We start from the raw sequence: 25,722 nt of genomic DNA on the forward strand, positions 1-25,722 counted from the left end.
TCGAGTAGCCCGCGCACCGGGCGTCTCGAGATCCAACGGGGTCAGAAGACGGGTCTGCCGACTCGCCCTTCTGAGGGCGGTGGGTCTCGATACGCCCCTGCGGAGCTACTCGACCAGCAGGGAGGGGTCGGCCCTGCTTCCTTACCCTCCGGGGAAGTCCATGCTGATCGAGTAGTCCGCGGAGCGGGCGTATCGAGATCCACCGGTGTCAGAAGACGGGTCTGCAGACTCGCCCTGCTGACGACGGTGGGTCGCGATACGCCCCTGCGGGGCTACTCGACCAGCAGGGAGCGCTCGCTGCTCACGCCCGCGATGCGCCGCCCGCCTCCTCGTCCGCGAGGCGCTGCAGGACGCGCTCCGAGGCCGCGGACATCTCGGACGGGACCTCGAGGGCGGTGAGGTACTCGACGACGGAGGTCATCTCGTGGCTGCGGCGGACGGCGTGCTTGCGGCTGCCGGTCTCGTAGCGGTCGATCTTAGCCTCGACGTCGCCGGAGAGCTGGGCGGCGATCTGCTCGCGGATCCACGGCTCGCAGCCGGCGGCGCGACCGGCGGTGACGGCCTCGACGACGACCGCGGCGAGGCTCTTCATCAGCACGCTCCGGAGCAGCTTGCGCGAGGTCGCGACGCCGGCCGGGCCGTCGATCCGCTCGACCTCGGCGCCGAGCGCCGACAGCCAGGCCTCGACGTCCGCCGCGGCGGCGCCGCTGACGATGGTCTCGGTCCGCGCGCCCTTCGCGGGCACCGGGCCCAGGATCGCGACGTCGGCGAAGCGGCCGCCCGCGGCGTCGATCACCCGCTCGACCGCCTCCATCGTGGCGGGGGAGGCGGTGGTGAAGTCGGCGTAGACGGCGCCCGCGCGCAGGTGCGGGGCGGCGTCGGCCGCGATCCGCTCGCTCAGCGACGCCGCCGTCAGCACGACGACGAGGTCGGCGGAGGAGACGGCACCCGCCAGGTCCGCCGTCCGCTCCACCCCCTCGGGAGTGCCGGGAGCGGCCGGGTCATAGCCCGAGACCGTGTCGCCGTGGGCGGCGGCGGCCGCCGCGTAGAGGGCTCCGGCCTCGCCGAGTCCGATGAATCCGATGCGCATCGCGCGTCCTTCCTTCGCCGGACGCTCGCGCTCCGGCTGATCAGCGCTGGAGGGCGTTCGCCGCTCGGCGCAGTTCTGGCACCTGCGCCTCGAGGTGGGCGCGGGGGGTGGTCTCGAGGGGGCCCGAGGCCGAGATCGCGGCGATCACGTCACCGGCAGCGCCCCCGAGGGGCACGCTCACGGCGGCGACGCCGGTCTCGCGTTCGTTGATGGAGATGTGGAAGCCGTCGCGGCGGACCTGCTCGAGCTGCTCGCGCAGCTCCCGGGCCGTGACCCGCTCGCCGGCCGCGGTGTCGGTGTCGCCGAGCCCCTCGAGGATCCGGTCGCGCTCGTCCTCCGGCAGGGCGGCCAGGATGTTCTTCCCGGCGCCGACGTGCAGCGGGAGCCGGCGGCCGAGTGGGAGCTGGTAGCGCAGCGGGTCCTGCCCGTCGACGCGCACGGTGAGGATCCGCGAGTCGCCGATCCGCGCGTAAAGCGAGGCGGTCAGGCCGGTGCTGACCGCCAGCTGCTGCAGCACCGGCCGGGCCCGGGCGATCAGCGGGTCGGTCGCGAGGTAGCTGTGCCCCATCCCGAGCGCCGCCGGCCCCAGCCGGTAGAGCCCGTTCTCGGTGGCGACGAGGCCGCGGTGCTGGAGCGAGCCGAGGATCCTCAGCACGGTCGCGTTCTGCAGGCCGGAGCCGCGGCTCAGCTCGACCAGCCGCAGCGGCGAGTCGCTGCGCTCGAGGAGCTCGAGCAGGTCGAGCGCGCGGTCGACGCTGCGCACGGTCGAGGTGGACGCGTCCGCGGGAGTCTGGGCCATGGCCACCATTGTCCCGGGCCGCGGCCTCGACGTCCCCGGCGGCGGTCCCGTCCCCGGTCACGGCCCCGCCAGGATGCTCTTCCGAGTCGCGGTCTCCGTGGCGTGCTTGGCCTCCGCCCGCTCCAGCACGGCCTCCGCCTCGCCGGCCGGGACGACCGCGAGGCCGTCGGAGTCACCGAGCACGAGGTCGCCGGGGGAGACCACGACCGAGCCGATCGCGACGGGCACGCCCAGCCGGAACGGTCCGTTCTTGTAGGGGCCGGCCGGGCTGACCGCGCGGGCGAACGCCGGGAAGCCCATCTCCTCGAGGTTGTCGACGTCGCGGAGCGCCCCGTCGATCACGATGCCGATGCAGCCGACCTTGCGCAGCCGCTCGCCGATCAGCTCGCCGACGAGCGCGCGGTCCTGCACGCCGTGGCCGTTGACGACGAGGACGTCGCCGGGGCTGAGCCGGCCGATCGCCTCGTGGATGCCGGCGTTGTCGCCGCCGGCGACCTCCACCGTGAAGGCGGGGCCGGCCAGTCGGGCGCCGCGCCAGACGGGGCGGATCGCGGCGTCGACGACGCCGAGGCGGTCCATCGAGTCGCCGACGTTGGCGACGGGGAGGGCGGCGAAGCGCATGAGGAGGGTCTTCGCTACCGCGGCGTTCTGGGAGGGCTCGTTCTCGGTCATGTCGTTCTCGTTCCGTGTCGAGGGGGCGCCGCCTAGTCGGCGGGCTTCCAGCCGTGGGCGTAGGAGAGGAGGAGCGTCCAGATGCCGAGCACGCCGGCGACGCCGAACGTCCACGGGCTGAGCGCGGCGGAGGCGCCGGCGATGAGGGTGCCGTTCACGACGATCAGACCGATGATCTGCAGCAGGACGAGGATCGTGCCGAGCACGAGCATCGTGACGAGGAGGACCACGAAGACGGTGGTCATCAGCGAGATGACGCGCTGACGGCCGGGGCCGTGCGGGGAGTCGCGGGGGGCGGTTTCTTCGGACATCAGTGTCTCCAGGACGAGGGCGGGAAAACGGCGGCGGGGCGGACGCGGGCGCGCATCAGTGCGGCACCGGCAGCCAGCCCGGCCCGATGAGGGCGGCGATGAGCAGGATCGGGAGGACGTAGAGCACGATCAGCGGGACGAACGTCTTCACCGGGTTCACCTGCGCGATGCCGGTCGCGATGTAGATCGCGGCGGCGCCGGGCGGCGAGGCGCCCTCGGTGGAGGCGGCGACGAGGACGACGCACGCGGCGAGCACGGGGTCGACGCCCGAGGCGACGAGGACGCTGAAGCCGATGCCGCCGATCGTGGCGATGGTCGCGGTCGAGCTCAGCGGCCCGGCGACCAGGACGACCATCACGGCGACGATCACCGACATCACGACGGGCGAGGCGTTCAGCCCGTTCAGCACGCTGGAGAGCTGCTCGGCGAGCCCGAGCTCGGTGAGCACCGCGCCGCCGGCGAAGGCGAAGACGAGCGTGGCGCCGATGTCGCGGTAGCGGGGCGCCGTCTTCGCGACGAAGCCGTACCACTCCCGGCCCGACTTCGGCAGGCCGCGCCAGCCCAGCGCGGCGGCGAAGAGGCCGAGCAGCACGGGGATCCAGACGATGATGCTGATCGTGTCCATCACGTCCGCGCCGAGCACGCCGGTCAGCGCCTCGCCGGTGGGGCCGAGGGTGACGACGACGGGGATGATGATGCCGAGGAAGACCAGCAGCGAGGTCCAGCCGCGGCGGAACGACTTCGCGAACGGCAGGATGTCGGCGGCGGCGACCCGGCCGATCTTGTACTTGCGGACGAAGTAGAAGACGACGATCAGGCGCCAGAGGATGCACCAGGCGGCGGCGGCGAACATCGCGAGCAGCAGCTGGTCGATCGAGATGTACGGCGCGACCGTGGCGGTGCCGATCAGGATGAAGAACGAGGCGCTCGGCGGGATGACGGTGCCGTTGCCCGCGTTCCCGGCGATCAGCGTCGCGGCCACGTGCGGCGGCCAGTTCGACCGCTTCATCCACGGGATCGCGACCGAGCCCATGGTCGCCGCGTTGGCGGATCCGGAGTGCGCGACTGCGCCGAACAGCGCCGAGCCGACGGTGGCGACGTAGCCGGCCCCGCCGCGGAGGCGGCCGAGCAGCGAGTTCAGCAGGTCGACCTGCCGGTCGATGACGCCGGTGGAGGCGAGCAGGAAGCCGATGAAGGTGAAGGCCAGCGCGGCGAACACGATCTCCTGGTCGAAGGCGGCCTGCATGCCGACCAGGACCAGGCGGAGGAAGTCGCCGCCGCCGAAGGCGCAGACGACCAGGAAGCCGACCACCATGGCCTCGCCGATGCCGCGCTTGAGCGCGACGCTCCAGATCACGATGACCGCGATGTACGCGATGAGGGCCCAGACAGCCAACCCCATGGGGTGTTCCTTCCGCTCGTCGTTGAGGGATGCGGAGTTCACTAGGTGAACTCAAAGTTCGTTTTGACGAGTATGGAGGGCCGGGCGGGAGGGGTCAAGTCGGAGGGGTGGCGCTGGAGGAGGGCGATGTTCCTGAGGAAGGGCGCGCAGCGCCGCGGGGATCAGGCGACGGTGGCTCGGCGACGGCGGCGGCGACCGCGCATTGCGCACTGAGGCGTTCAAGAAGACCGCCCGGCTCGGCGTCGCTGAGAGCCCCGGTGCCCCAGTGAGTCGGCTGCACCGGGGAACCAGATGCTCTCTGCCTCGTTCGAAGACATGATTCTGCTGGCCGCCGACCCGCGGTGCGGTGTATCGACTTCCCTCGTCACCCCCGCGACCACGGCGTCGGCGCGATCAACGCCTCCAGCACCGCCTCTTACGCGAGCAGCAGACCGACGAACACTGCACCCGGCCCGTCGTGACGGCCGTGCCTCCGCCTGGAATGCAGTAGTCGACGGACGTCGACGTGCAACAGGACGCGACTCGGTCCTTCCGTTCGCGTCGAGGGTGCCGACGCTCAGCCCGGCTGATGCACGTGGATGTCGCTGCTCGACGTCACGCCGTTGAACTCGAGATACAGCTGCCCCTCGACGACCGACACGGTCAGCGAGTTGCGGCGCTCGAGTACCGCGACCGCGGCATCCAGGAACCCGTGGTCGAAGCTCTGCACGGTGATCTGCTCGAGCTGGTGGACTCGCTTGCCGGACCACGCCGCGATCACCTTCTCCGGGTTGCGATGCGTGTAGACCGTCGTGCGGTCGGCCAGCCTGCTCCCGAAGTGCAGTCGCTCGGCATCCGGCGCGCCCACCTCGATCCACGTGGTCAACCTGCCGGTGAGATCGCGGACCAGCACCGCCGGCTCGGTCGCCGTCGACGAGATCCCCTCGCTGAAGCTGATCCCCTCCACGTATTCGAGGCAGTACGCGAGCACGCGCGTCATCATGAACGCGTCGGTCTCGGAAGGGTGCCGAGCGGCCCGCAGCGTGATGTCCTCGTAGACGCCGCGGTCCACATCAGCCAGCTGTATCGCGAAGTTGTACATCACTGCGCCGGCTGCCATGCGTGCGAGCTTATGTCCTCTCCCTCATCGAGGATCGCGAAGCTTCCACGGCGCCGTTGGGGCATCGTGTTCGCGCGCCTCCTCGCAAGAACGGCCCGGCAGGAGGCATTTGCCGTGCTTCTTCCCGGCGGCGATCGCGCCGGCTCCGAGCTCGCCCGCATCGATCGTCGTGAGGAATGATCGATAGTCCCACAGGCTGTGGGACTATTCGTCGACGACCCCGCTGGCGTCGATGGCGGCGATGATGCGCTGCTCGTCGGGAAGCGCGAGACGCTCGGCGTCGGGCAGCGCGTCGTAGGTGTAGGTCGCGACGGCGATGGGTGAGGCCGCCTGGCTGAGGGCGTAGCGGACGATGTGCTCGTCCTTGTCGCCGCAGATGAGGATGCCGATGGTCGGGGCGTGGCTCGGCCGCCGGAGTCGTTCGTCGACGAGGGCGATGTAGAACCCGAGCTGGCCGGTGAACGCGGGCTCGAAGTCGCCCTTCTTGAGTTCGACGACGACGTACCGGAGCTGCTCGGTGTGGAAGAAGAGCAGGTCGAGGGAGAAGTCCCGGCCGCTGACCTCGAAGTGCACTTGGCGGCCGGCGAAGGTGAACCCGGTTCCGAGCTCCTGCAGCGTCTCTGCGATGCGGTCGAGGAGGGCGTTCTCCATGTCGCGCTCGGCAGCGTCCTCGGTGAGGTTCAGGAAGTCGAAGACGTAGGGGTCCTTGGCGATCTCCCGAGCGAGAGCCGAGTCGGCGGGCGCGAGCCGGTCGACGTAGTTCGACGGTGCCCGACCGGACCGCTCCAGGGTCTGGTTCTTCACGTGGGTGAGCAGCATCGACCGCGTCCACGAGTTCTCGGCCGCAGCGACGGCGTACGCCGCGCGCACATCGGGGGTGGAGAGCTTGTCGAGGAGCAGGCGGACGTGGCCCCAGGGCAGATGTCCCACAGCCTGTGGGACTTTCTCCCGATCGGGCCAGGCGGCGGCGAAAGCGCGCATGTAGAAGAGGTTGCTGCGAGACAGACCCGTCATCGCCGGGAACTCCCGGCGCAGGTCTTCAGCGAGCCGGTCGAGGACCCGGGTGCCCCACGGCTCCTTGGCCTGCTGGTCGAGGATCGCGCGGCCGAGCTCCCAGTACAGGCTGACGAGCTGCGCGTTCACGGTGCGCTGAGCGCGCAGTTGCGCATCCTGAACGCGCGACGCCAGCGAACGCAAGAACGGCTCGTAGCCGGTCGGCAGCTCGACGTCGCGTCCAGTCATCCCGCAATTGTCCCGGATCCGCGACCCGAGGCCGGCCGCCTCAAGGGTGGCGGGCTGGAATCGGAGGGTGGCAGGAAGAAGGGCGGCGCTGCGCGTGAGCGCGGCGCCGCCCCGTGTGATCAGGCGATGGCGGTGATCACGCGATCGCGGCGCGCAGGGCGGCAGCGGCCGCACCCACGTCGGGCGCCCCGTAGATCGCGCCGCCCGCGACGGCGACCACGGCGCCCGCGCGCTGCACCGACTCGATGGTGGCGGTGCTGACGCCGCCCGCGACCGAGAACGGGACGCCCGAGGCCTCGCCGTCGCGCAGGAGCGTCTCGAAGGTGAAGCCCTCCTCGGCCTGCTCGTCGAGGCCGGCGTGCATCTCGACGAACTCGGCGCCGAGCGCGACGACCTCGCGGGCGCGGGCGGCCTTGTCGGGGACGCCGATGAGGTCGACGACCACGCCCTTGCCGTGCTTCTTGCCGGCGGCGATCGCGCCGGCGATGGTGCTGTCGCCGGCGACGCCGAGGACGGTGACGAGGTCGGCGCCCGCCTTGAAGGCCATGTCGGCCTCGAGCTCGCCGGCGTCCATCGTCTTGAGGTCGGCGAAGACCGTCTTGTCGGGGTGCGCCTCCTTGATGGCGGTGATGGCCGAGAGGCCGGCGCTCTTGATCAGCGGGGTGCCGAGCTCGAGGATGTCGACGTGCGGGGCGGCCGCGGCGGCGAGCTCGAGGGCGGCGTCGGTGCTGAGGGTGTCCATGGCGAACTGGAGCTTCACGGGGTGCTTCTTCCTGTCGAGGTGGGGATGGTGAGGAGGGTGGGGCCGGTCGTCATTCGAGGTTCGCGTGGCGCGGCCAGAGCTCGTCGGCGCTCGCGCCGCCGCGCTTCCAGAGCGCGTGGAACAGGGCGTCGCCGGTGAGCACGACGACCTGCTCGAAGAGGCCGCCGGAGTACTGCGCCGAGGCGGCGCCCGAGCGGTCGAGCTTGTCGGCGGCCGGCACGATCACGACGGCGGAGGCGAGCTCGGCCAGCGGGGATCCGGCGGCGGTGGTGATCGCGGCGACCCGCGCTCCGGCGTCGACGGCGGACTGCGCGGCGCGCACGATTCCGCCGGTGGTGCCGGAGCCGCTCGCGGTGAGCAGCACGTCGCCCTCGCGGATCGCGGGGGTGGTGACGTCGCCGACCACGTGCACGACGAGACCGAGGTGCATCAGGCGCATGGCGGTCATCCGCAGGGCGAGGCCGGAGCGGCCGGCGCCGTGCACGAAGACGCGCTCGGCGTCCGCGAGCAGCTCGGCGACGGGCTCGAGGCGGTCGGTCGTGAGCGCGGCGGTCGCCTTCGAGACCTCGGCGACGATCGCGGCGAGGGCCTGGGCGGGGTCGGTGGTGACGTCGGTGGTGGGGTCGTCGGTTCCGGGCATGTGGCCAGCCTGCGCGCGGAGGGCTCCGGCTCCCACCACCCGTTGGAACGGGTCCGCCTACCCGATCGGGTGGGTGGCGCCGTGCGCGGGTAGGCCGGGTAGGTTCGAGGGATGGAGCCCGCCGAGACCGCAGCCGAGACACCCGACGAGACCCCCGCCTCCCGCTCGCTGCTGCAGCAGCACGCCCGCACCGTCGCCGAGCAGGCCGACCGGCACGCGGTGGCGCTGGAGTCGGTGCTCGCCGCCCTGCGCGCCGAGCGCCTGGACGATCGGGCGGCCCGCACCGTCGCGATCGACATCGCGGCGAACGCGCTGGTCGAGCTGCGCACCGCCTCCGACGAGCAGCGCAGTGCGATGCTCGAGCCCGTCGTCGGCGCCTTCGCCCGGCTGCGGCGCGACCTGAGCCCGCTGGTGCGCTTCGGCGACCTGGACGTGCAGTTCGTCGAGCCGCCGGCGACCGGTCGCGCGCTGCCCGGCGAGGTCGCGCACGCGGCGCGTGCGATCGTGCGGAGCGCCGTGCTGGCGTTCGTGGAGTCGGAGCAGACGCGCCGGGTGCGGATCCAGTGGGACTGCGACGGGCTGAACCTGCTGGTCGAGATCCGCGACGACGGCCGCGGCGAGCTGACCACCCGCGACGAGGCGCTGCGCCCGATCGCGGAGCGCGTGCGCGGTCTCGACGGCGAGCTGTCGATCGCGTCGACGGCGGGCTGGGGCTCGACCCTGTCGATCCGCCTGCCGCTGGACCCGCCGGCTCAGCCGGACGGGCTCGACGTCGCCGAGCTGAGCGCCCGCGAGCGCGAGGTGCTGAACCTCATAACGCTCGGCGCGTCGAACCAGCGGATCGCGGACGACCTCGGCATCAGCGGCAACACCGCGAAGTTCCACGTGTCGAACCTGCTGCGCAAGGCCGGCGCGCGCAACCGGGCGGAGCTGGCCGCCCTCGCCCGGTGACGCGCGCCGACCTCGCGGGATCGTCGGCGGGTCAGCCGATCAGCTCGGCCACGGTGTAGCCGAAGAGCGCGCCGTCGGCGTCCTCCGCCTCGACGCCCGCGTAGACGAAGCCGAACGGGTTGTCGCCGCCGACGATCGCGTTGTAGACGCCGCGGACCTCGAAGCGGCCGGTCGCCGGGTCGACCGCGACGTAGCGGCCGGCGTCGCGGCGCAGGTCGACGCGACCGGCGCTGACCTCGGAGAAGTTGAGGAAGATCTTGGTCGGCAGCGGGCCGCGGGAGATCGTGACGACGCCGGTCAGCACCGGGAACTCGACCCGGTCGCCGGCGCGGGTGCCGCGGTACTGCACGGGCGTGAAGGCGATGGTGCCGGTGATCGGGCCCTTGTCGGCCTCGGGGGCGGTCGAGGCGGCGGCGGCCGGCGTGGCGATCGCGACGGCGATCACCGGGACCGACCAGGCGGCGCCGGAGAGGACGCTGCGTCGGGGGAGGGCGGGCGAGGTGGGCAGAGTGGGCAGAGCGGGGCGCAGGCGGGTGTCGTTCATCAGGGTGTCCTTGGGGGTGAGGAGCGCGGGCCCGGGCGCTCCGGAAGGAGGCGGGCCGGCGGCGGGCGTGAGAGCGGCGGGGCAGCGCCGCACGCGAGGTGCGCCGCTCGGGATGCCCGTGCCACTCAGGTCTTCGTCACGACGGCAGTTTCGGGTTGCGTGTCGCGACAACCGACTGTCTCACACCCTGCATGCGTATGCATAGACCTTCTCCGGCAATCGTCGGGTTTTCGACGGGCCGGCGGCTCGGGCGCTCTCCACGCTGATCGAGTAGCCCGCGGAGCGGGCGTATCGAGATCGACCACCGCCGGAAGGCGAGTCTGCAGTCCCGCCCCGCTGGCGACGTCGGGTCTCGATACGCCCCTGCGGGGCTACTCGACCAGCATGACGGTGCGCGCCGAGGCGTCCCGGAGTGGTCGAGGCGTCCCGGTGCTGCTGGACGCCTCGACCGCAACGGGACGCCTCAGCGGATCCGCGCAGGTCTCGATCCGGGGGTCAGCGCGGCGCCGGTGCTTCCCTCCGCCCGCACGCGGCTGCTACGGTGCCTGAACCGGTTAAGTAAACCGGTTCAGATCCGGACTCGACGACGAGCAGGAGGCGCGGCCATGGCGGCACGACCGACGATCCTCGACGTCGCCCGCGCGGCCGGCGTCAGCAAGGCGCTCGTCTCCTTCGCGCTGAACGACCGGCCGGGCGTCTCGCCGGAGTCGCGCGAGCGGATCCTCCGCGTCGCCGGCGAGCTCGGCTACCGCCCCAGCCTCACGGCACGCTCGCTCTCCACGAGCGTCTCCTTCGCGGTCGGGCTCGTGGTCGCCCGCGACCCCGAGGTCATCGCGGCCGATCCGTTCTTCCCCGCCTTCATCTCCGGGGTCGAGCGGGTGCTCGCCGAGCACGGCCGGGTGCTGGTGCTCAGCGTCGTCGACCTGGGCGCCTCCGAGGAGGCGGTCTACCGCACGCTCGCGGCCGACCGCCGCGTCGACGGCGTCTTCCTCAGCGACCTGCGCGAGGCCGACGCCCGGCCCGCCCTGCTCGCCGAGCTCGGCCTGCCCGCGGTCACCCTCGGCCGGCTCGACGGCTCGGCCTCGCCCGCGGTCGTGATGGACGACACCGCCGGCATCACCGGCGCCGTGCAGCACCTCGCCGCACTGGGCCACCGCCGCATCGCGCACGTCGCCGGCTCCGGCCACCTGCTGCACTCCCTCCGCCGCCGCGAGGCGTTCGAGCGCGCCTGCGCCGACGCCGGCCTTGAGCCGGGCCCCGTCATCGTCACCGACTTCAGCGCCGGCCAGGGCGCGAGCGCCACCGAGACCCTCCTCGACTCCGCCGTGCCGCCCACCGCGATCGTCTTCGCCAACGACCCGATGGCCATCGCCGGCCTCGGCGTCGCGCACACCCGCGGGCTGCGCCTGCCGGACGACCTCTCGATCACCGGCTTCGACGACTCCGAGATCGCCGCGCACGTCTACCCGTCGCTCACCTCCGCCCGCACGCGCCCCGCGCGCTGGGGCGAGGCGGCCGCGCGGACCCTCCTCGACCTGATCGAGAACGGCACCGCCCCCGACGTCGACCTCGAGCCCGCCGGACTCGTGGTCCGCCACTCGACCGCGCCACCGCGGTCCCGAATCCCGATCCCGACCCCCTGAACCTGATCCTCTGAACCCGATCCACTGACGCGCCTGCGCACCGCCGCGCACGCGCAGAACAAGGAGAACACCATGGCCTCGATGAAGAGACGCTGGCTGACCGGAGTGGGCATCGCCTCGCTCGCGACCCTCGGACTGACTGCCTGCAGCGGCGGCGGGGGAGGCGCCTCCACCGACCTGACCGCGACCGGTCCGATCACCATCTGGTACTCGAACAACGAGCAGGAGGTGCAGTGGGGCAAGTCCATGGTCGACGCCTGGAACGCCGACCACCCCGACGAGCAGATCACCGGCCAGGAGATCCCGGCCGGCAAGAGCAGCGAGGAGGTCATCGGCGCCGCGATCACCGCCGGCAACGCGCCCTGCCTCGTCTTCAACACGGCGCCCAGCGCGGTCGGCCAGTTCGAGCGCCAGGGCGGACTCGTGAACCTGTCCGAGTTCGAGGACGGCGTCGACTACATCGAGACCCGCAGCGGCGACCTCGCCGAGCAGTACCAGAACGCCGACGGCGAGTACTTCCAGATGCCGTGGAAGAGCAACCCGGTCGTCATCTTCTACAACAAGGACATCTTCACCGCGGCCGGCCTCGACCCGGAGAACCCCTCGCTCGCCACCTACGACGAGTTCACCGCCACCGCGAAGACCCTCGTCGAGTCCGGAGCCGCGCCCGCCGCGATCCAGCCCGCGCCGACCAGCGAGTTCTTCCAGACCCAGTTCGACTTCATGCCGCTCTACGCCGCGGCGACCGGAGGGACGGGGCTGGTCGAGGACGGCAAGGCCACCTTCGCCGACGACGCCGGCTACCAGGTCGCCGACTTCTGGAAGAGCCTCTACGATCAGGGCCTCGCCGGCCGCGAGCAGTACCAGGGCGACGCGTTCGCCGACGGCCAGGCCGCGATGTCGATCGTCGGCCCGTGGGCGGTCTCGGTCTACGACGACCTGAACTGGGGCTCCGTCTCCGTGCCCACCCCCGACGGCACGCCCGCCGAGGACACCTGGACCTTCAGCGACGCGAAGAACGTCGGCCTCTACTCCGCCTGCGAGAACAAGGGCACCGCCTGGGACGTCCTGAAGTTCGCCACCAGCGAGGAGCAGGACCGCTCGCTGCTGGAGACCACCGGCCAGATGCCGCTGCGCACCGACCTGCAGACCACCTACGCCGACTACTTCGAGGCCAACCCCGCCTACCAGCGCTTCGGCGACCAGGCCAGCCGCACCATCGAGGTGCCCTCCGGCCCGAACACCGTGCAGATGCTGCAGGCGATCCGCGACGCCTGGGGCAAGACCGTGATCTTCGGCGACGGCGACGTGCAGTCGGCGCTCGACGGGGCGGCGGAGACCGTCACCGGGCTCGCCGGCCAGCAGTGACCCGCCGGACGGCAGTGAGATGACGACTCTCGCCCCGAAGGCTCCGGCGTCGCAGGGCGCCGGAGCCCCGCGGCCGCAGGACAAGCGGAGCCTGCTCCGCCGCGTCCTCGGTCCGCAGCCGTTCGGGCTGCTGCTCGGCAGCCCCTACCTGCTGTTCGTGCTCGCGGTCTTCGCGTTCCCGGTCGGCTACTCCGTCTACATCGCCTTCCACGACTTCTTCTTCGCGGCCCCCGGCGTGCAGGTCGAGCGCCCGTTCGTCGGCTTCGACAACTTCGTCACCGCGTTCTCGAGCCCGCAGGTCATCCGCTCCTTCGGCAACATCGGGATCTTCCTGGTGATCAACGTGCCGCTGACGGTGGTGCTCTCGCTGCTGCTCGCCTCGGCGCTGGACAAGGTCGTGCACCTGCGCACGTTCCTCCGGGTCAGCTTCTACGTGCCCTACGTCACGGCGAGCGTCGCGGTCGTCGGCGTCTGGCTGTTCCTCTTCAACGGCAACGGACTCGTGAACAGCCTGCTCGGGCCGCTCGCGCCGGACCCGTCCTGGCTGATCAACGACAAGCTGGCGATGCCGATCATCGCGCTCTACGTCACCTGGAAGCAGCTCGGCTTCTACATCCTGCTGTACCTGGCGGCGCTGCAGAACGTGCCGAAGGAGCTCTACGAGTCGGCGTCGACCGACGGCGCGGGCCGCATCCGGCAGTTCTGGTCGGTGACCGTGCCGAGCGTGCGGCCGGCGACGCTGCTGGTGCTGCTCGTCTCCACCGTGACCGGCGCGAACCTCTTCACCGAGCCCTACCTGCTCACCGGCGGCGGCGGGCCCAACGGCGCCTCCGCCTCGCCCGTGCTGCTGATGTACCAGCTCGGCATCCAGCAGGGGCAGCCCGACGTGGCCTCGGCCATCGGCGTCGTGCTGGTGCTGCTCGTGCTCGTCATCGCCTACCTGCAGAACCGCTTTGCCGGGGAGAGGAACTCATGAGCACGCTCGCCAGTGCCGGAGGCGCGACCTCCGCGGTCCCCGCCGCCGCCGCCGCCCCGCCGACTCGGCGGAAGCGCCCGGCCTCGAGCCGATCGGCCGTGATCCTCCGCGGCGTGGTGCTCGCGCTCGGCGCGATCGTCTTCCTGTTCCCCTTCTACTACATGGTGATCGGCTCGCTGCAGACCGACCCCGACCCCACCCTGGCCGGGGCCATCCCCGAGGCGGGCAACCTCACCCTCGACAACTACGTCAACGTGAACGAGCGGATCGACCTGCTCACCGGCCTGATCAACTCCGGGATCTTCACCGGCGGCGTGCTGCTCTGCACGATCGTCTTCGGGGTGCTGGCGGGCTACGCACTCGCCATGCTCGAGTGGCGCGGCCGCAACGCGGTGTTCGCGCTCGCGCTGCTGGTGCAGGTCATCCCGTTCCAGCTGCTGCAGATCCCGCTCTACGTGCTGATCGCCCGCGACTACGGACTCGCGGACAGCCACCTGGGCATGATCCTGCCGTTCGCGATCAACTCGACGGCGGTGATCATCTTCCGGCAGTACTTCCTGCAGCTCCCCAAGGAGCTGTTCGAGGCCGCGCGGATCGACGGGGCCGGCGAGATCAAGCTGCTGTGGAACATCGCGCTGCCGCTCGTGCGCCCCGCGCTCGTCACGGCCGTGCTGCTCACCTTCATCGGCCCCTGGAACGAGTTCCTCTGGCCGTTCCTGATCACGAAGGACGCGTCGCTGCAGCCGCTCGCCGTGTCCCTCGCCAACTACATCTCCAACGTCGCGTCGTCGACCGACAACCCGTTCGGCGCGATCCTCGCGGGCGCCGTCGTGCTGGCCGCCCCCGTCGTCGTGCTCTTCATCGTGTTCCAGCGCTACTTCGTCTCGACGGATCTCGGATCCGGAGTGAAAGGATGACCATGACTCCCACCCCCGGCACCACCACCGCTGCCACCACCCGCACCGCCGTCCCCTACCGCCTCGAGCGCGTCGGCGTCGTGATGGAGCCGCTGCCCGGCGAGCCGCTCGAGGCCGAGGGGGTGCTCAACCCCGGCAGCGGACGCGGACCCGACGGCGAGCTGTACCTCCTGCCCCGGATGGTCGCCGCCGGCAACGTCTCCCGGATCGGCCTGGCCCGGGTGCTCGTCGAGGACGGCGTGCCCGTCGGCGTCGAGCGCCAGGGCGTCGTGCTGGCGCCCGACCGCGGCTTCGAGCGCGGGGCGACGCACTCCGGCGTCGAGGATCCGCGGGTCACCTTCATCGAGGCGCTCGGTCTGCACGTGATGACCTATGTGGCGTACGGGCCGCTCGGGCCGCGGACGGCGCTCGCCGTCTCGGAGGACCTGCGCGAGTGGCGGCGCCTCGGCCCGGTGACCTTCGCCTACGACGAGGACCTCGACATCGACCTCGGGCTCTTCCACAACAAGGACACGGTGTTCTTCCCCGAGATCGTGGCGGCGCCGGACGGAACGCGCTGCTTCGCGGTGCTGCACCGGCCGATGTGGGACCTCGGCGAGACCCGGCCGGGGGAGGGCGTGCGGCTGCCCGCCGGCGTCGACGACCCGCGGCAGAGCATCTGGATCAGCTACGTGCCGGTCGACGAGGTGGACCGCGACCTGGCGAACCTGACCCGCTGGACCCGGCACCGCTTCGTCGCGGGCCCCGAGTTCGCCTACGAGGAGCTGAAGATCGGCGGTGGCCCCGCGCCGCTGCGGGTGCCCGAGGGCTGGCTGCTGCTGCACCACGGCGTCACCGGCACCATCGACAGCGCCTTCTCGCAGCAGCAGCACGTCAACTACGCGGCCGGTGCGATCCTCCTCGACGCCGACGACCCCTCGAAGGTGATCGCCCGCACCTCCGAGCCCCTGCTCGAGGCCGAGACGGAGGAGGAGCGCAGCGGCATCGTCCCGAACGTCGTCTTCCCCACCGCCATCGAGGAGATCGACGGCCGCCACTACGTCTTCTACGGCATGGCCGACTCCAAGATCGGCGCGGCCCGCCTGCTCCGCACGGACGAGTAGCGCCTCCGAGCCCGCGCGGCGGGCGCCCCACCGAGCCCGCAGAGCGGGCGCCCTCCTGCCGAGCCCGCGCCGCGGGCGTCGTCCCATGCTGATCGAGTAGCCCGCTCGCGGGCGTATCGAGATCCACCGTCCTGCAGGCGCCGGGTCTCGATACGCCCCTCCGGGGCTACTCGACCAGCATGCAGTCGCCCCTCCGAGCCCGCAGAGCGGGCACCATGCCTCCGATTCCGCGCCGCGGGCGTCCTTCCATGCTGATCGAGTAGCCCGCCTCGCGGGCGTATCGAGATCCCCCACCCCCAGCCACCACCCCCCTTCAAGGAGAGAGTTCAATGACGAACTTCAGACCCCGCGCCGCCGCCGTCCTGGCCGCGACCGCCCTCGCCGCCGGAGGTCTCGCCGTCGGCGCGGCCCCCGCGCAGGCCGCCGAGCCGCTGACCAACACCGCGCACCTCGACTTCCTGCTCGACACCGCCACGCCGGAGCCCCAGCCCGGCCACAGCACCTACCGCCTCGCCGAGGAGCCCGACCTCGTGCTCCCGTGGACCTACGCCGACGCCCGCGACGGCGGCACCTTCGAGCGCGTCGGCGGCGGCCCCCTCGACCCGGCGACCGGCGACTGGGCGCAGGGCGCCTACAACACCGACGACGTCTCCCGCGCCGCCGTCGTCTACCTCCGGCACTGGCAGCAGACCGGCTCGCCGGCGAGCCGCGACAAGGCCTACGAGACCCTCCGCTCGCTCGCCTACTTCCAGACCACGACCGGCGACGACGCCGGCAACGTCGTCCTCTGGATGCAGCCCGACGGCGACCTGAACCCCAGCGCCGAGCCCGTCGAGCTGCCCGACCCGAGCGACTCCGAGGACAGCTACTGGCTCGCCCGCACCCTCTGGGCGCTCGGCGAGGGCTACGCCGCGTTCCAGGACGAGAACCCCGACTTCGCCGCGTTCCTGCAGGAGCGCCTGCGCCTCGGCGTCAGCGCCGTCGACCGCGAGGTGCTCACCCGCTACGGCGAGTACGCGGTCGCCGACGGCGTCGACGTGCCCGCCTGGCTGATCGTCGACGGCGCCGACGCCACCGCGGAGGCCCTGCTCGGCCTCTCCGCCTACGTCGAGGCCGCACCCGACGACGCCGCCGTGCGCGCCAGCACCGCGAAGCTCGCCGAGGGCGTCGCCGCCTACGCCCGCACGACGACGGAGGCGGACACCACCTCCTGGCCGTACGGCGCGATCCTGCCCTGGACGAAGTCGCGCTCGCTCTGGCACTCCTGGTCCTCGCAGATGGCGGGCGGCCTGGCCGCCTCGTCCGTCGCGCTCGGCGACGCGTCGCTCCTCGAGCCGGCCGTCGTCGACGCCGCGCGCTTCGCCCCCGAGCTGCTGACCGCCGGCGGCCCCGACAACGGCTGGAACCCGACGCCGACCGACCGCGTGCAGATCGCCTACGGCGCCGACTCCCGGCTGCAGAACTCGCTCGCCCTCGCCGACGCGACCGGATCCAGCGCGACCGGTCCCAGCGCCTACCTCGACCTCGCGGGCGTGCAGGGCGCCTGGTTCTTCGGCCTCAACCTCAGCGGCGCCCCCGTCTACGACCCGGCGACCGGAGTCACCTACGACGGCGTCCAGGCCGACGGCAGCGTCAACCGCAACAGCGGCGCCGAGAGCACCATCCACGGGCTGCTGTCGATGCTCGCGCTCGACGCGCACCCGTCGGTCGCCGCCCGCGCGACCGCGGTCATCACCCAGGCGAGCCGCGACGGCCTCCGCCTCGTCGAGGCCGAGTCGGCTCGCGGCGGCACGGTCGTCACCCCGGAGTCGGCGTGGACCGGCGAGTCCGGCTGGAGCGGCTCCTACCTGTCGCTCACGAACTGGCGCCGCGCAGCGACGATCCCTGTCGGCTCCGCGACCCAGGACCGCCTGGTCGAGGCCGTGATCTTCGCCGCCGAGCGCGGCACCGAGAAGACCCCGATCAGCCTCTGGAACTCGGGCCGCCGCCCGCTCGACGTGCTCACCAGCACCGTCGGCGCGCAGGGCGTCACCGAGGCGTCCGGCATCCTGCTCCCGCAGAAGCTGCGGCGCACGCTCCCCGCGAGCTCGACCACCGTCGAGGTCCGCGCCCTCTCCGGCGAGACGAAGCTCGACGCCCTGCTGGTGCGCCCCGTCGTCTCGCGCCTGGTGCTCGTCGGCGACACCGGCCGCACCGAGCTGGTCCGCAACTCGACCGCGACGCCCCAGCCGACCACCGTCGACGGCACCGGCACCCTCCGCGTCTACGCGCAGGACGGCACCCTCGTCAGCGAGTCGCCCGCCACGGGTGCGACCCCGGTCACCCTCCCCGCCCAGGGCTTCGCGATGCTCGTCGGCTGACGCGCCATGTTGATCGAGTAGCCCGCTCGCGGGCGTATCGAGATCCACCGTCCTGCACGTGTGGTCTCGATACGCCCCTCCGGGGCTACTCGACCAGCAAGTGCCTCATGACAGCCACACGAGCATGCAGATCGAGTGGCCCGCCCTCCCCGGTGAAGCTGCTCGCAGCAGCATGCTGATCGAGTAGCCCGCTTGCGGGCGTATCGAGATCCACCGTCGTGAGCACGTCTGGTCTCGATACGCCTCTCCGGGGCTACTCGACCAGCATGCTTCCGGCGACCGCCCCGCCGACATGTTGATCGAGTAGCCCGCTTGCGGGCGTATCGAGATCCCGCGCGATCTGTGCAGCACAACATCAGCTGAGAGGCGCACTCATCGCCCATCGCGGTCGAGCGGCCCCCTCAGCTCATGTTCTGCACGGCCGGAGCGCTCCAGTCCGGAGCCCGCCTCCGTCCTGCTGCTCGCCCCGCCCACCGGGCGGCCCCCACTCCTCGAAAGTTGCGGTAGTCGCACTCGACTACCGCGACTTCTGCGTTCTCGACGCGGCGGTCGGCGGGCGCCGCGCGTCAGCGGCTGCGGTGCAGCGTCTTCGAGGCGAGGCCGGCGATTGCCGCGCCGAGCACCGGCGCCAGCAGGAACACCCATACCTGGCCGAGCGCGTCGGGGCCGGCGAAGACGGCGGCCGCGATCGAGCGGGCCGGGTTCACCGAGGTGTTGCTGATCGGGATGCTGATCAGGTGCACGAGGGTCAGCGTGAGGCCGATCGCGATCGGGGCGACGGACTTGTACTCGCTCTTCGAGGTGACGGAGAGGATCACGCCGACGAAGACGGCCGTCAGCACGACCTCGGCCAGGATGACCGCGCCGAGCCCGAAGCCGCCGGGGGAGGCGGCGCCGTAGCCGTTCGAGGCGAAGCCCGAGGCGCGGGCGGCGTCGAAGTAGCCGGCCGGCCCGTCGGCCGCGATCAGCGCGACGACTCCGGCGCCGGCGATGCCGCCGACGAGCTGGGCGACGATGTAGCCGGGGATGTGCCGCCACTCCGTCCGCCCCGCGAGGGCGAAGCCGATCGAGACGGCCGGGTTGAAGTGCCCGCCCGAGATGTGGCCGACGGCGTAGATCCCGGCGACCAGCGTGAGCCCGAAGGCGAGCGCGACGCCGAGGAAGCCGACGCCGAGCGCGTTGCCGCTGTCCGGGAAGGCGGAGGCGAAGACCGCCGTGCCGACGCCGCCCGCGACGAGCAGGAAGGTGCCGAACGCCTCGGAGGCGTAGCGCGCGGCGGCGGAGTACTGCTCGGCGTGCTCCTTCCGCTGCTCACTCGTGGTGCGGCTGGCGGGCTTCGATGACGGCATGGGGGTTCCTCCGCGGGTCGTGGACGGCCCCGCGGCGCGCGAGGGCAACGGCCACTCCAGCACCCGCGGGCGCCAGGGGAGGCGCGCGCCCAGTCGGCTCCCGGCCGCGCGGCCCCGGAGGCGCCCTGCGCGGCCACCCGCCCCTCGCTCAGCGGCCAGCCCTTCCGCCTGCATGCCGGCCGAGCAGCCCCCGACATGCTGGTCGAGCAGCCCCTGAGGGCGCCCTACATGCTGGTCGAGTAGCCCCGCAGGGGCCCCTGCATGCTGGTCGAGTAGCCCCGCAGGGGCGTATCGAGACCCACCCTCCGAACCGGCGTGGATCTCGATACGTCCGCTGCGCGGACTACTCGATCAACATGCAGGGGGCCGCGCTGAGCGGGGCGTCACCCTTGCATGCTGGTCGCGTAGCCCGGAGGGTCCCTTGCATGCTGGTCGAGTAGCCCCGGAGGGGCGTATCGAGACCCACCCTCCGAACCGGCGTGGATCTCGATACGTCCGCTGCGCGGACTACTCGATCAACATGCAGGGGGCCGCGCTGAGCAGGGCGTCACCCTTGCATGCTGGTCGCGTAGCCCGGAGGGTCCCTTGCATGCTGGTCGAGTAGCCCCGGAGGGGCGTATCGAGACCCACCGTTTGCAACACGTCGGATCTCGATACGTCCGCTGCGCGGCCTACTCGATCAGCATGCAGGGGCCCGCTCCGAGGGTGCGCGACCGCGGTGCAGCGCCTCACGCCGCGAGGTGGAACGTGCTCGCGAACCGCCCGAGCAGCGCGTCCCGCCCGCGGAGCACCGTGACCGCGCCGGTCGCGATCGCCCGCTCCGGCGCGAGCTCGCCCGACAGCAGCAGCCGGATGTCCGCACCGGTCGAGAACGCGAGGTCCACGGGAGCCTCGCCGCCCGCCACCTCGCCGCGCGACACGTCCAGCGCCGCCCCGTCGACGCGGATCAGCAGCCCGGCCGGTCCGACCTGCGCCGCGTACACCGTCGCCGGCAGCTCGGCCGCGACCTGCGGCCGGAACGCGGTGCGCAGATCCACCGTCATCGACTCGGGGGTGATCACCTGCTCCTCGCGCGGATCGCCCAGCGCCTTGAACCCCCAGGCGCCGAGCGCGAGCACGATCGGCTCGAGCTCGCGGCCGTAGGGCGTCAGCTCGTAGACGATGATGCGCGAGCGCGGCGCTCGCCGGATGATCCCGGCCGCCTGCAGCTCCTTCAGCCGGCCGGCCAGCACGTTGCTCGGGATCCGCGCGAGGCCCTGCGCGAGCTCGCTGTACCGGCGCGGCCCGACCAGGAGATCCCGGACGATCAGCAGCGCCCAGCGCTCGCCGACCAGCTCGACCGCGCGGGTGAGCGCCGAGTACTGCCCGTAGTCGCGTGCCGCCATCGCCCTCAGGCCTGCTCGCCGGTGAACGCCTCCGGGCCCTGCGCCGCGGCGACCGGGTCCATCCAGCCGAACTCGAGCAGGTTGCCGTCGGGGTCGGAGACCTGGCGCTGGTACATGAAGCCGTAGTCGGAGGCGGGCCGCGACTCGGAGCCGCCCGCCGCGAGCCCGGCGGTCACGGTGGCGTCGACGGCCTCGCGGGTGTCGAGGAAGATCGCGGTCGAGACGGAGGGGTTCACGGCCGGGTCGCCGATCGGCAGGTCGCTGAAGGTCTGGAAGTACTCGCGCACCAGGATCATGAAGTAGTTGTGGTCCTCCTCCACCACGACGCAGGCCGCGTTGTGGTCGGAGAACGCCGGATTGATCGAGAAGCCCAGCGCGACGTAGAACGCCTTCGCGCGCTCCAGATCGGTGACGGGCAGGTTGACGAACATCGAGGGCATGGCGGTCTCTCCTTCTCGGCGGAGCCGCGGACTGCGGCGTCTGCGCTCATGCTTGTGAAAAACAAGTGGCGAGTCAAGAGGCAGGCGCGAGCTGCCTTCGACCGGGGAGCCGCCTCCGGCTCGTGAGCCGCGACCTTCGGCTCGTGAAACGACCTTCGGCTCGCTGCTCCGCCCGGTTTCCGCGTGCCGAAGGTGATTCCACGAGCCCGACTTGCTGCGGAGGCACCTCCGACTCGCGCGATCGACTCCGGCTCGCTGTTTCATCCGGTTTCTGCGTGCCGGAGGCGATTCGGCGAGCCGGAGCTGCCCGGAGTAAGTTCGCGGCTCGCGAGATCCGCTCCGGCTCGCAGTTTCGGCCGGTTTCCGCGTGCCGGAGGTGGTTCCACGAGCCGGCGTTGCTCCGGAGTCACCTGCGGCTCGCCAGGTCGGCTCCGGCTCGTCGTTTCCGCGGGTTTCCCCGTGCCGAGGGTGATTTCGCGTGCCGGAGGAACCCCGGGCCACTTCCGGCTCGCGCGATCGTCTCCGGCTCGCGCGATCGTCTCCGGCTCGCAGTCCTGCCGGATTTCCGCGTGCCGAAGGTCGTTCCGCGTGCCGGAACCGTGCCGGGCGTGTGCCGGAACCGTCCGGCGCCGCTCGAGGTCCCGGCGGACCGCGAGCTCGCACATCTCCGGCTCGCGGAATCCGCTCCGGCACGTTGTTTCGTGCGGTTTCCACGAGCCCAGCGCCGTTCCGCGTGCCGGAGATCGCCCGGCGTCACCCCCGGCTCGCGGGAGCGGCTCCGGTTCGCGACTCCGCCTCGTTTCCACGAGCCGAGGGTGGTTCCACGTGCCGGAGATCACCCGGCGGCACCTCCGGCTCGCGGAAGCACCTCCGGCTCGCGGCTCCGTCCCGATTCCACGAGCCGAGGCCGATTCCGCGAGCCGAACCTCCACCAGCACCCGCCGCGACCGCCCGAAGAGAGCGCTCTCACAAAAGTCTTGACCTCCCCGCGGCCCGCTCCGTATGCTCGCCTCACACCTCGTGAGAGCGCTCTCACACACGGCAGCACAGCACCGTGGGAGCGCCCCCAGGGGTGCCCTGACACCCATCACGAAGGAGTGACCGTGCTCGAATCACGACGCGCCAGGATCGCCACGGCGATCGCCGGCGCCGCCACCCTGGCCCTGCTCGTCTCCGGCTGCTCGTCCGGATCCGGCGCGGCCGAGGACGGCGACATCGAACTGACCGTGACCACGTTCGGCGCCATGGGGTTCGACGACCTCTACGCCGAGTACGAGGAGGCCCACCCGGGCGTCACGATCGTCCCGAACAACATCGACACCGGCGGCAACGCCCGGACCGACGCGTTCACCAAGCTCGCCGCGGGCTCCGGCCTCGCCGACGTCGTCGCCATCGAGGAGGGCTGGCTCGGCTCGATCATGGAGGTCTCCGACCAGTTCGTCGACCTGCGCGACCACGGCATCGAGGACCGCAAGGCCGACTGGGTCGACTGGAAGTACGAGCAGGCCGTCGACCCCGACGGGCGCGTCATCGGCTACGGCACCGACATCGGCCCCGAGGGCCTCTGCTACAGCACCGCCGCCTTCGAGGCCGCGGGCCTGCCCACCGATCGCGCCGCCGTCGCGGAGCTGCTCGGCGGCGCGGACGCGACCTGGGAGGACTACCTCGCGGCCGGGAAGCAGTACCACGACGCCACCGGCAAGGCCTGGTACGACCAGTCCGGCTTCGTCTGGAACGCGATGGTCAACCAGCTCCCCGAGGGCTACTACACCGCCGACGGCGAGCTGAACATCGACGGCAACGCCGAGCTGCAGGAGCGCTGGGGCTGGATCACCGACGGCGCCGCCTCCGGACTCTCGGCCGCGCAGAAGGCCTGGGACTGGAACAAGGGCAAGTCGTTCAACGACGGCACCTTCGCGACGTTCGTCTGCCCGGGCTGGATGCTCGGCCAGGTGAAGGCGCAGGTCGAGGCCGGTGGCGGCGATCCCGAGGCCACCGGCTGGGACTTCGCCGACGTCTTCCCCGGCGGCGCGGCCAACTGGGGCGGCTCGTTCCTCTCCGTCCCGACGCAGTCGAAGCACCCCGCCGAGGCCGCGGAGCTCGCCTCGTGGCTGAGCGAGCCGGAGCAGCAGATCGCCGCGTTCGACGCGACCGGTCCGTTCCCGAGCACCGTCTCCGCCCAGGAGCAGCTCGCCTCCGCCGCCGCGCCCGACCCGGCGCTGAACGGCTCGCCGACCGGCGCGATCCTCGCCGAGCGCGCCCAGGGCGTCGTCGCCCAGTACAAGGGTCCGGACGACTCGCTGATCCAGGAGAACGTCTTCGGCCCGGTGCTGCAGAAGGTCGACCGCGGCGAGCTCGACGGCGACAAGGGCTGGAACGAGGCGCTCTCGCTCCTCGACGAGCTGGTCGACTGACCCGCTCCCGCTGACAGGGCCCCCGTCCGGTAGCAGGCCGGGCGGGGGCCCTCCCTCCCCTTCCCATGACGCGTCCGACGACGCGTCCGACGAACGCGTCCCACGAACGCGTCCCCCACGAGAGCGACCGACGAGAGCGACCCATGACGAGCACCCTGACCCCGCCGACCGCGTCGGCCGCGCCGCCTCCCGGCCGCCGCCCCGCGCCCCGACTGCCGCTGACCGCGCGGCAGCGGATGAGCCGCTTCGACGTCAAGGCGTCGCCCTACCTCTACATCTCGCCGTTCTTCCTGCTCTTCGCGATCACGGGAGCGTTCCCCCTCGTCTACACGCTGGTGGTCTCGCTCTACGACTGGCAGCTGCTGCAGGGCCAGGGCGACTTCGTCGGCCTCGGCAACTTCGCCGCGGTGCTCGGCGACCGCTTCTTCTGGAACTCGATCGGCAACACGCTGAGCATCTTCCTGCTCTCCACGATCCCGCAGCTCGCCGTCGCCCTGGTGCTCGCGGCGGTGCTCGACCAGTCGCTGCGCGCCCGCACCTTCTGGCGGATGAGCGTGCTGCTGCCCTACGTCGTCTCGCCCGTCGCGGTGGCGCTGATCTTCTCGAGCATCTTCGGCGACCAGGAGGGCCTGGCGAACAACTTGCTCGGCCTGGTCGGCATCGCCCCGATCGACTGGACCAACGACCGTCTCGCCAGCCACATCGCGATCGCCTCGATGGTCAACTGGCGCTGGACCGGCTACAACGCGCTCATCCTGCTCGCCGCGATGCAGGCCGTGCCGCGCGATCTGCACGAGTCGGCCGCGCTCGACGGGGCGGGCTCGTTCCGCCGCTTCACTTCGATCACGATCCCGAGCATCCGGCCGACCCTGATCTTCGTGATCATCACGGCCACCATCGGCGGGCTGCAGATCTTCGCCGAGCCGCGCCTGTTCGACGTCTCGAACGCCGGCGGCATCGGCGGCTCGGACCGCCAGTTCCAGACCACCGTCCTCTATCTCTGGGAGATGGCGTTCTTCCGGCAGAACTTCGGCGAGGCGGCGGCGGTCGCCTGGCTGCTGTTCCTGCTGATCGTGCTGATCGGACTGGTGAACTTCGCGATCTCGCGACGGATCGCGTCCGTCGAGAACCGCGTGCGAACGCGCACGCGCCGACCGGCGCAGAAGGTGAGCGACCGATGACCGCGACGATCCCCACCGCTCCCGCCGCCGTGCCCGTCGCGGCCGAGCCCGAGCGTCGCGCCCGGCGCCCGCGCTCCTCCGGCGCCGGCCGCGTCGACCGACCCGGCTTCCTCACCTACGGCCTGCTCAGCGCCTTCATCCTCGGCTCGACCTACCCGCTGTGGTGGTCGTTCGTGGTGGCCAGCGGGAGCAACGCGACCCGCGGCGAGACGCTGCCGCTGATCCCGGGCGGCAACTTCCTCGCCAACGCGGCGCAGGTGTTCACGGCGATCCCGTTCTGGACGGCGCTGCTGAACAGCGTGGTCGTCTCGGGGATCATCACGCTCTCGGTCGTGTCGTTCTCGACCCTGGCCGGCTACGCCTTCGCGAAGCTGCGCTTCCGCGGGCGGGACGGGCTGATGATCACCGTGATCGCGACGATGGCGATCCCGACCCAGCTGGGCATCATCCCGCTGTTCATCCTGATGCGGCAGCTCGGCTGGACCGGCACCCTCGGCGCCGTCATCGTGCCGACACTGGTCACCGCGTTCGGCGTGTTCTTCATGCGGCAGTACCTGGTGGACGTGATCCCGGACGAGCTGATCGAGGCGGCGCGGGTCGACGGAGCGAACCAGTTCCGGACGTTCCTGACCGTCGCGGTGCCGGCCGCGCGGCCCGCGATGGCGATCCTCGCGCTGTTCACGTTCATGATGGCGTGGACCGACTTCCTCTGGCCGCTGATCGTGCTGAGCCCGACGAACCCCACGCTGCAGACCGCCCTGTCGCAGCTGCAGTCGGGCTACTACGTCGACTACTCGATCGTGCTGGCCGGCGCGGTGCTGTCGATCATCCCGCTGCTGGTGCTGTTCGTGCTGGCGGGAAAGCAGCTGATCGCCGGCATCATGGGCGGCGCGGTCAAGGGCTGACCCCTTGCGCATCGGACGCCCGGCTGGACCTCCGGCTCGCGAGAACAGCTCCGGCACGCGGAACCAGCTGGTTTCCGCGCGCCGGAGCTGTTTCCGCGTGCCGGAGGTGGCCGGGACGGAGGTCCGGCTCGCGGTTCCGTCTCGGGCTCGTGGATTCGGCTGGTTCCG

23 protein-coding genes are annotated in these 25,722 nt (G+C 71.7%); 10 read left to right on the forward strand and 13 right to left on the reverse strand.

The genetic code is table 11. The features are described 5' to 3' along the window. Positions 1-301 precede the first annotated feature (301 nt). The 9 genes from C1I64_RS17125 to hxlB all read right to left on the reverse strand — a co-directional run bounded on the left by C1I64_RS17125 (position 302) and on the right by hxlB (position 8,018). Entirely contained in the window at positions 302-1,090 is a 789-nt protein-coding gene (locus tag C1I64_RS17125; RefSeq protein ID WP_127888046.1) for an NAD(P)-dependent oxidoreductase, read from the reverse strand. A 40-nt stretch (positions 1,091-1,130) separates the two neighbouring features. Next, the gene (locus C1I64_RS17130) at positions 1,131-1,889 is read right to left on the reverse strand and encodes an IclR family transcriptional regulator (RefSeq protein ID WP_127888047.1); all 759 of its coding nucleotides are present in this window, start codon (positions 1,887-1,889) and stop codon (positions 1,131-1,133) included. Between the two features lie 57 nt (positions 1,890-1,946). Next, on the reverse strand, positions 1,947-2,561 hold the full coding sequence (locus tag C1I64_RS17135; RefSeq protein WP_127888048.1) for an RraA family protein: 615 nt from the start codon (positions 2,559-2,561) through the stop codon (positions 1,947-1,949). Between the two features lie 32 nt (positions 2,562-2,593). Beyond that, positions 2,594-2,872 (reverse strand): hypothetical protein, encoded by a 279-nt coding sequence (locus C1I64_RS17140; RefSeq protein ID WP_127888049.1) that lies wholly within the window; start codon positions 2,870-2,872, stop codon positions 2,594-2,596. A 55-nt stretch (positions 2,873-2,927) separates the two neighbouring features. After that, a complete protein-coding gene (locus C1I64_RS17145; RefSeq protein ID WP_127888050.1) occupies positions 2,928-4,274 on the reverse strand; it encodes a TRAP transporter large permease subunit in 1,347 nt (448 codons plus the stop codon). A 556-nt stretch (positions 4,275-4,830) separates the two neighbouring features. Beyond that, positions 4,831-5,373: a YaeQ family protein gene (locus C1I64_RS17150; RefSeq protein WP_127888051.1), complete on the reverse strand. Its 543-nt coding sequence runs from the start codon at positions 5,371-5,373 to the stop codon at positions 4,831-4,833. Positions 5,374-5,577: 204 nt separating this feature from the next. Further along, positions 5,578-6,789 carry a PDDEXK nuclease domain-containing protein gene (locus C1I64_RS17155; RefSeq protein WP_341867839.1) on the reverse strand — a complete coding sequence of 404 codons (1,212 nt, stop codon included), beginning with the start codon at positions 6,787-6,789 and terminating at the stop codon, positions 5,578-5,580. After that, the gene (gene hxlA, locus C1I64_RS17160) at positions 6,752-7,375 is read right to left on the reverse strand and encodes a 3-hexulose-6-phosphate synthase (RefSeq protein ID WP_127888052.1); all 624 of its coding nucleotides are present in this window, start codon (positions 7,373-7,375) and stop codon (positions 6,752-6,754) included. The genes C1I64_RS17155 and hxlA overlap by 38 nt, the downstream gene beginning before the upstream one ends. Positions 7,376-7,427: 52 nt before the next feature. Then, on the reverse strand, positions 7,428-8,018 hold the full coding sequence (gene hxlB / locus C1I64_RS17165) for a 6-phospho-3-hexuloisomerase (RefSeq protein ID WP_127888053.1): 591 nt from the start codon (positions 8,016-8,018) through the stop codon (positions 7,428-7,430). A gap of 111 nt (positions 8,019-8,129) precedes the next feature. On the opposite strand from hxlB, the gene C1I64_RS17170 reads away from it, so the two are divergent. Beyond that, positions 8,130-8,969: a helix-turn-helix transcriptional regulator gene (locus C1I64_RS17170; RefSeq protein ID WP_127888054.1), complete on the forward strand. Its 840-nt coding sequence runs from the start codon at positions 8,130-8,132 to the stop codon at positions 8,967-8,969. Between the two features lie 31 nt (positions 8,970-9,000). Here the strand turns inward: C1I64_RS17170 and C1I64_RS17175 are convergent, their stop codons facing one another. After that, on the reverse strand, positions 9,001-9,513 hold the full coding sequence (locus tag C1I64_RS17175; protein WP_127888055.1) for a hypothetical protein: 513 nt from the start codon (positions 9,511-9,513) through the stop codon (positions 9,001-9,003). Between the two features lie 605 nt (positions 9,514-10,118). Between C1I64_RS17175 and C1I64_RS17180 the strand changes: the two genes are divergently transcribed. From C1I64_RS17180 to C1I64_RS17205, 6 genes are all read left to right on the forward strand, one after another. Continuing rightward, positions 10,119-11,156: a LacI family DNA-binding transcriptional regulator gene (locus C1I64_RS17180; RefSeq protein ID WP_127888056.1), complete on the forward strand. Its 1,038-nt coding sequence runs from the start codon at positions 10,119-10,121 to the stop codon at positions 11,154-11,156. Between the two features lie 72 nt (positions 11,157-11,228). Continuing rightward, positions 11,229-12,524 (forward strand): extracellular solute-binding protein, encoded by a 1,296-nt coding sequence (locus tag C1I64_RS17185; protein WP_243585829.1) that lies wholly within the window; start codon positions 11,229-11,231, stop codon positions 12,522-12,524. Between the two features lie 19 nt (positions 12,525-12,543). Beyond that, positions 12,544-13,500 carry a carbohydrate ABC transporter permease gene (locus tag C1I64_RS17190; RefSeq protein WP_123447429.1) on the forward strand — a complete coding sequence of 319 codons (957 nt, stop codon included), beginning with the start codon at positions 12,544-12,546 and terminating at the stop codon, positions 13,498-13,500. Beyond that, positions 13,497-14,417, forward strand: a complete 921-nt coding sequence (locus C1I64_RS17195) for a carbohydrate ABC transporter permease (protein ID WP_127888057.1) — start codon at positions 13,497-13,499, stop codon at positions 14,415-14,417. Before C1I64_RS17190 ends, C1I64_RS17195 begins: the two co-directional genes overlap by 4 nt. A gap of 2 nt (positions 14,418-14,419) precedes the next feature. Beyond that, complete coding sequence (locus C1I64_RS17200) at positions 14,420-15,520, forward strand: glycoside hydrolase family 130 protein (RefSeq protein WP_127888058.1); 1,101 nt, start codon at positions 14,420-14,422, stop codon at positions 15,518-15,520. Between the two features lie 329 nt (positions 15,521-15,849). Next, a complete protein-coding gene (locus C1I64_RS17205; protein WP_127888059.1) occupies positions 15,850-17,880 on the forward strand; it encodes a hypothetical protein in 2,031 nt (676 codons plus the stop codon). 566 nt (positions 17,881-18,446) lie between these two features. Here the strand turns inward: C1I64_RS17205 and aqpZ are convergent. The 3 genes from aqpZ to C1I64_RS17220 all read right to left on the reverse strand — a co-directional run bounded on the left by aqpZ (position 18,447) and on the right by C1I64_RS17220 (position 21,054). Then, positions 18,447-19,229, reverse strand: coding sequence for an aquaporin Z (gene aqpZ / locus C1I64_RS17210; RefSeq protein WP_127888060.1), 783 nt, complete (start codon positions 19,227-19,229; stop codon positions 18,447-18,449). A 728-nt stretch (positions 19,230-19,957) separates the two neighbouring features. Beyond that, positions 19,958-20,614 (reverse strand): winged helix-turn-helix transcriptional regulator, encoded by a 657-nt coding sequence (locus tag C1I64_RS17215; RefSeq protein WP_127888061.1) that lies wholly within the window; start codon positions 20,612-20,614, stop codon positions 19,958-19,960. Positions 20,615-20,619: 5 nt separating this feature from the next. Then, positions 20,620-21,054, reverse strand: a complete 435-nt coding sequence (locus tag C1I64_RS17220; protein WP_123734511.1) for a VOC family protein — start codon at positions 21,052-21,054, stop codon at positions 20,620-20,622. Positions 21,055-22,157: 1,103 nt separating this feature from the next. On the opposite strand from C1I64_RS17220, the gene C1I64_RS17225 reads away from it, so the two are divergent. The 3 genes from C1I64_RS17225 (at position 22,158) to C1I64_RS17235 (ending at position 25,554) form a co-directional block, all read left to right on the forward strand. Next, a complete protein-coding gene (locus C1I64_RS17225) occupies positions 22,158-23,468 on the forward strand; it encodes an ABC transporter substrate-binding protein (RefSeq protein ID WP_127888062.1) in 1,311 nt (436 codons plus the stop codon). A gap of 143 nt (positions 23,469-23,611) precedes the next feature. Then, the gene (locus C1I64_RS17230) at positions 23,612-24,649 is read left to right on the forward strand and encodes a carbohydrate ABC transporter permease (protein WP_123705887.1); all 1,038 of its coding nucleotides are present in this window, start codon (positions 23,612-23,614) and stop codon (positions 24,647-24,649) included. After that, positions 24,646-25,554 carry a carbohydrate ABC transporter permease gene (locus C1I64_RS17235; protein ID WP_127888063.1) on the forward strand — a complete coding sequence of 303 codons (909 nt, stop codon included), beginning with the start codon at positions 24,646-24,648 and terminating at the stop codon, positions 25,552-25,554. Before C1I64_RS17230 ends, C1I64_RS17235 begins: the two co-directional genes overlap by 4 nt. Positions 25,555-25,722 lie beyond the last annotated feature (168 nt).

The organism is Rathayibacter festucae DSM 15932 (assembly GCF_004011135.1).
GTDB classification, from domain to species: Bacteria; Actinomycetota; Actinomycetes; order Actinomycetales; family Microbacteriaceae; genus Rathayibacter; species Rathayibacter festucae.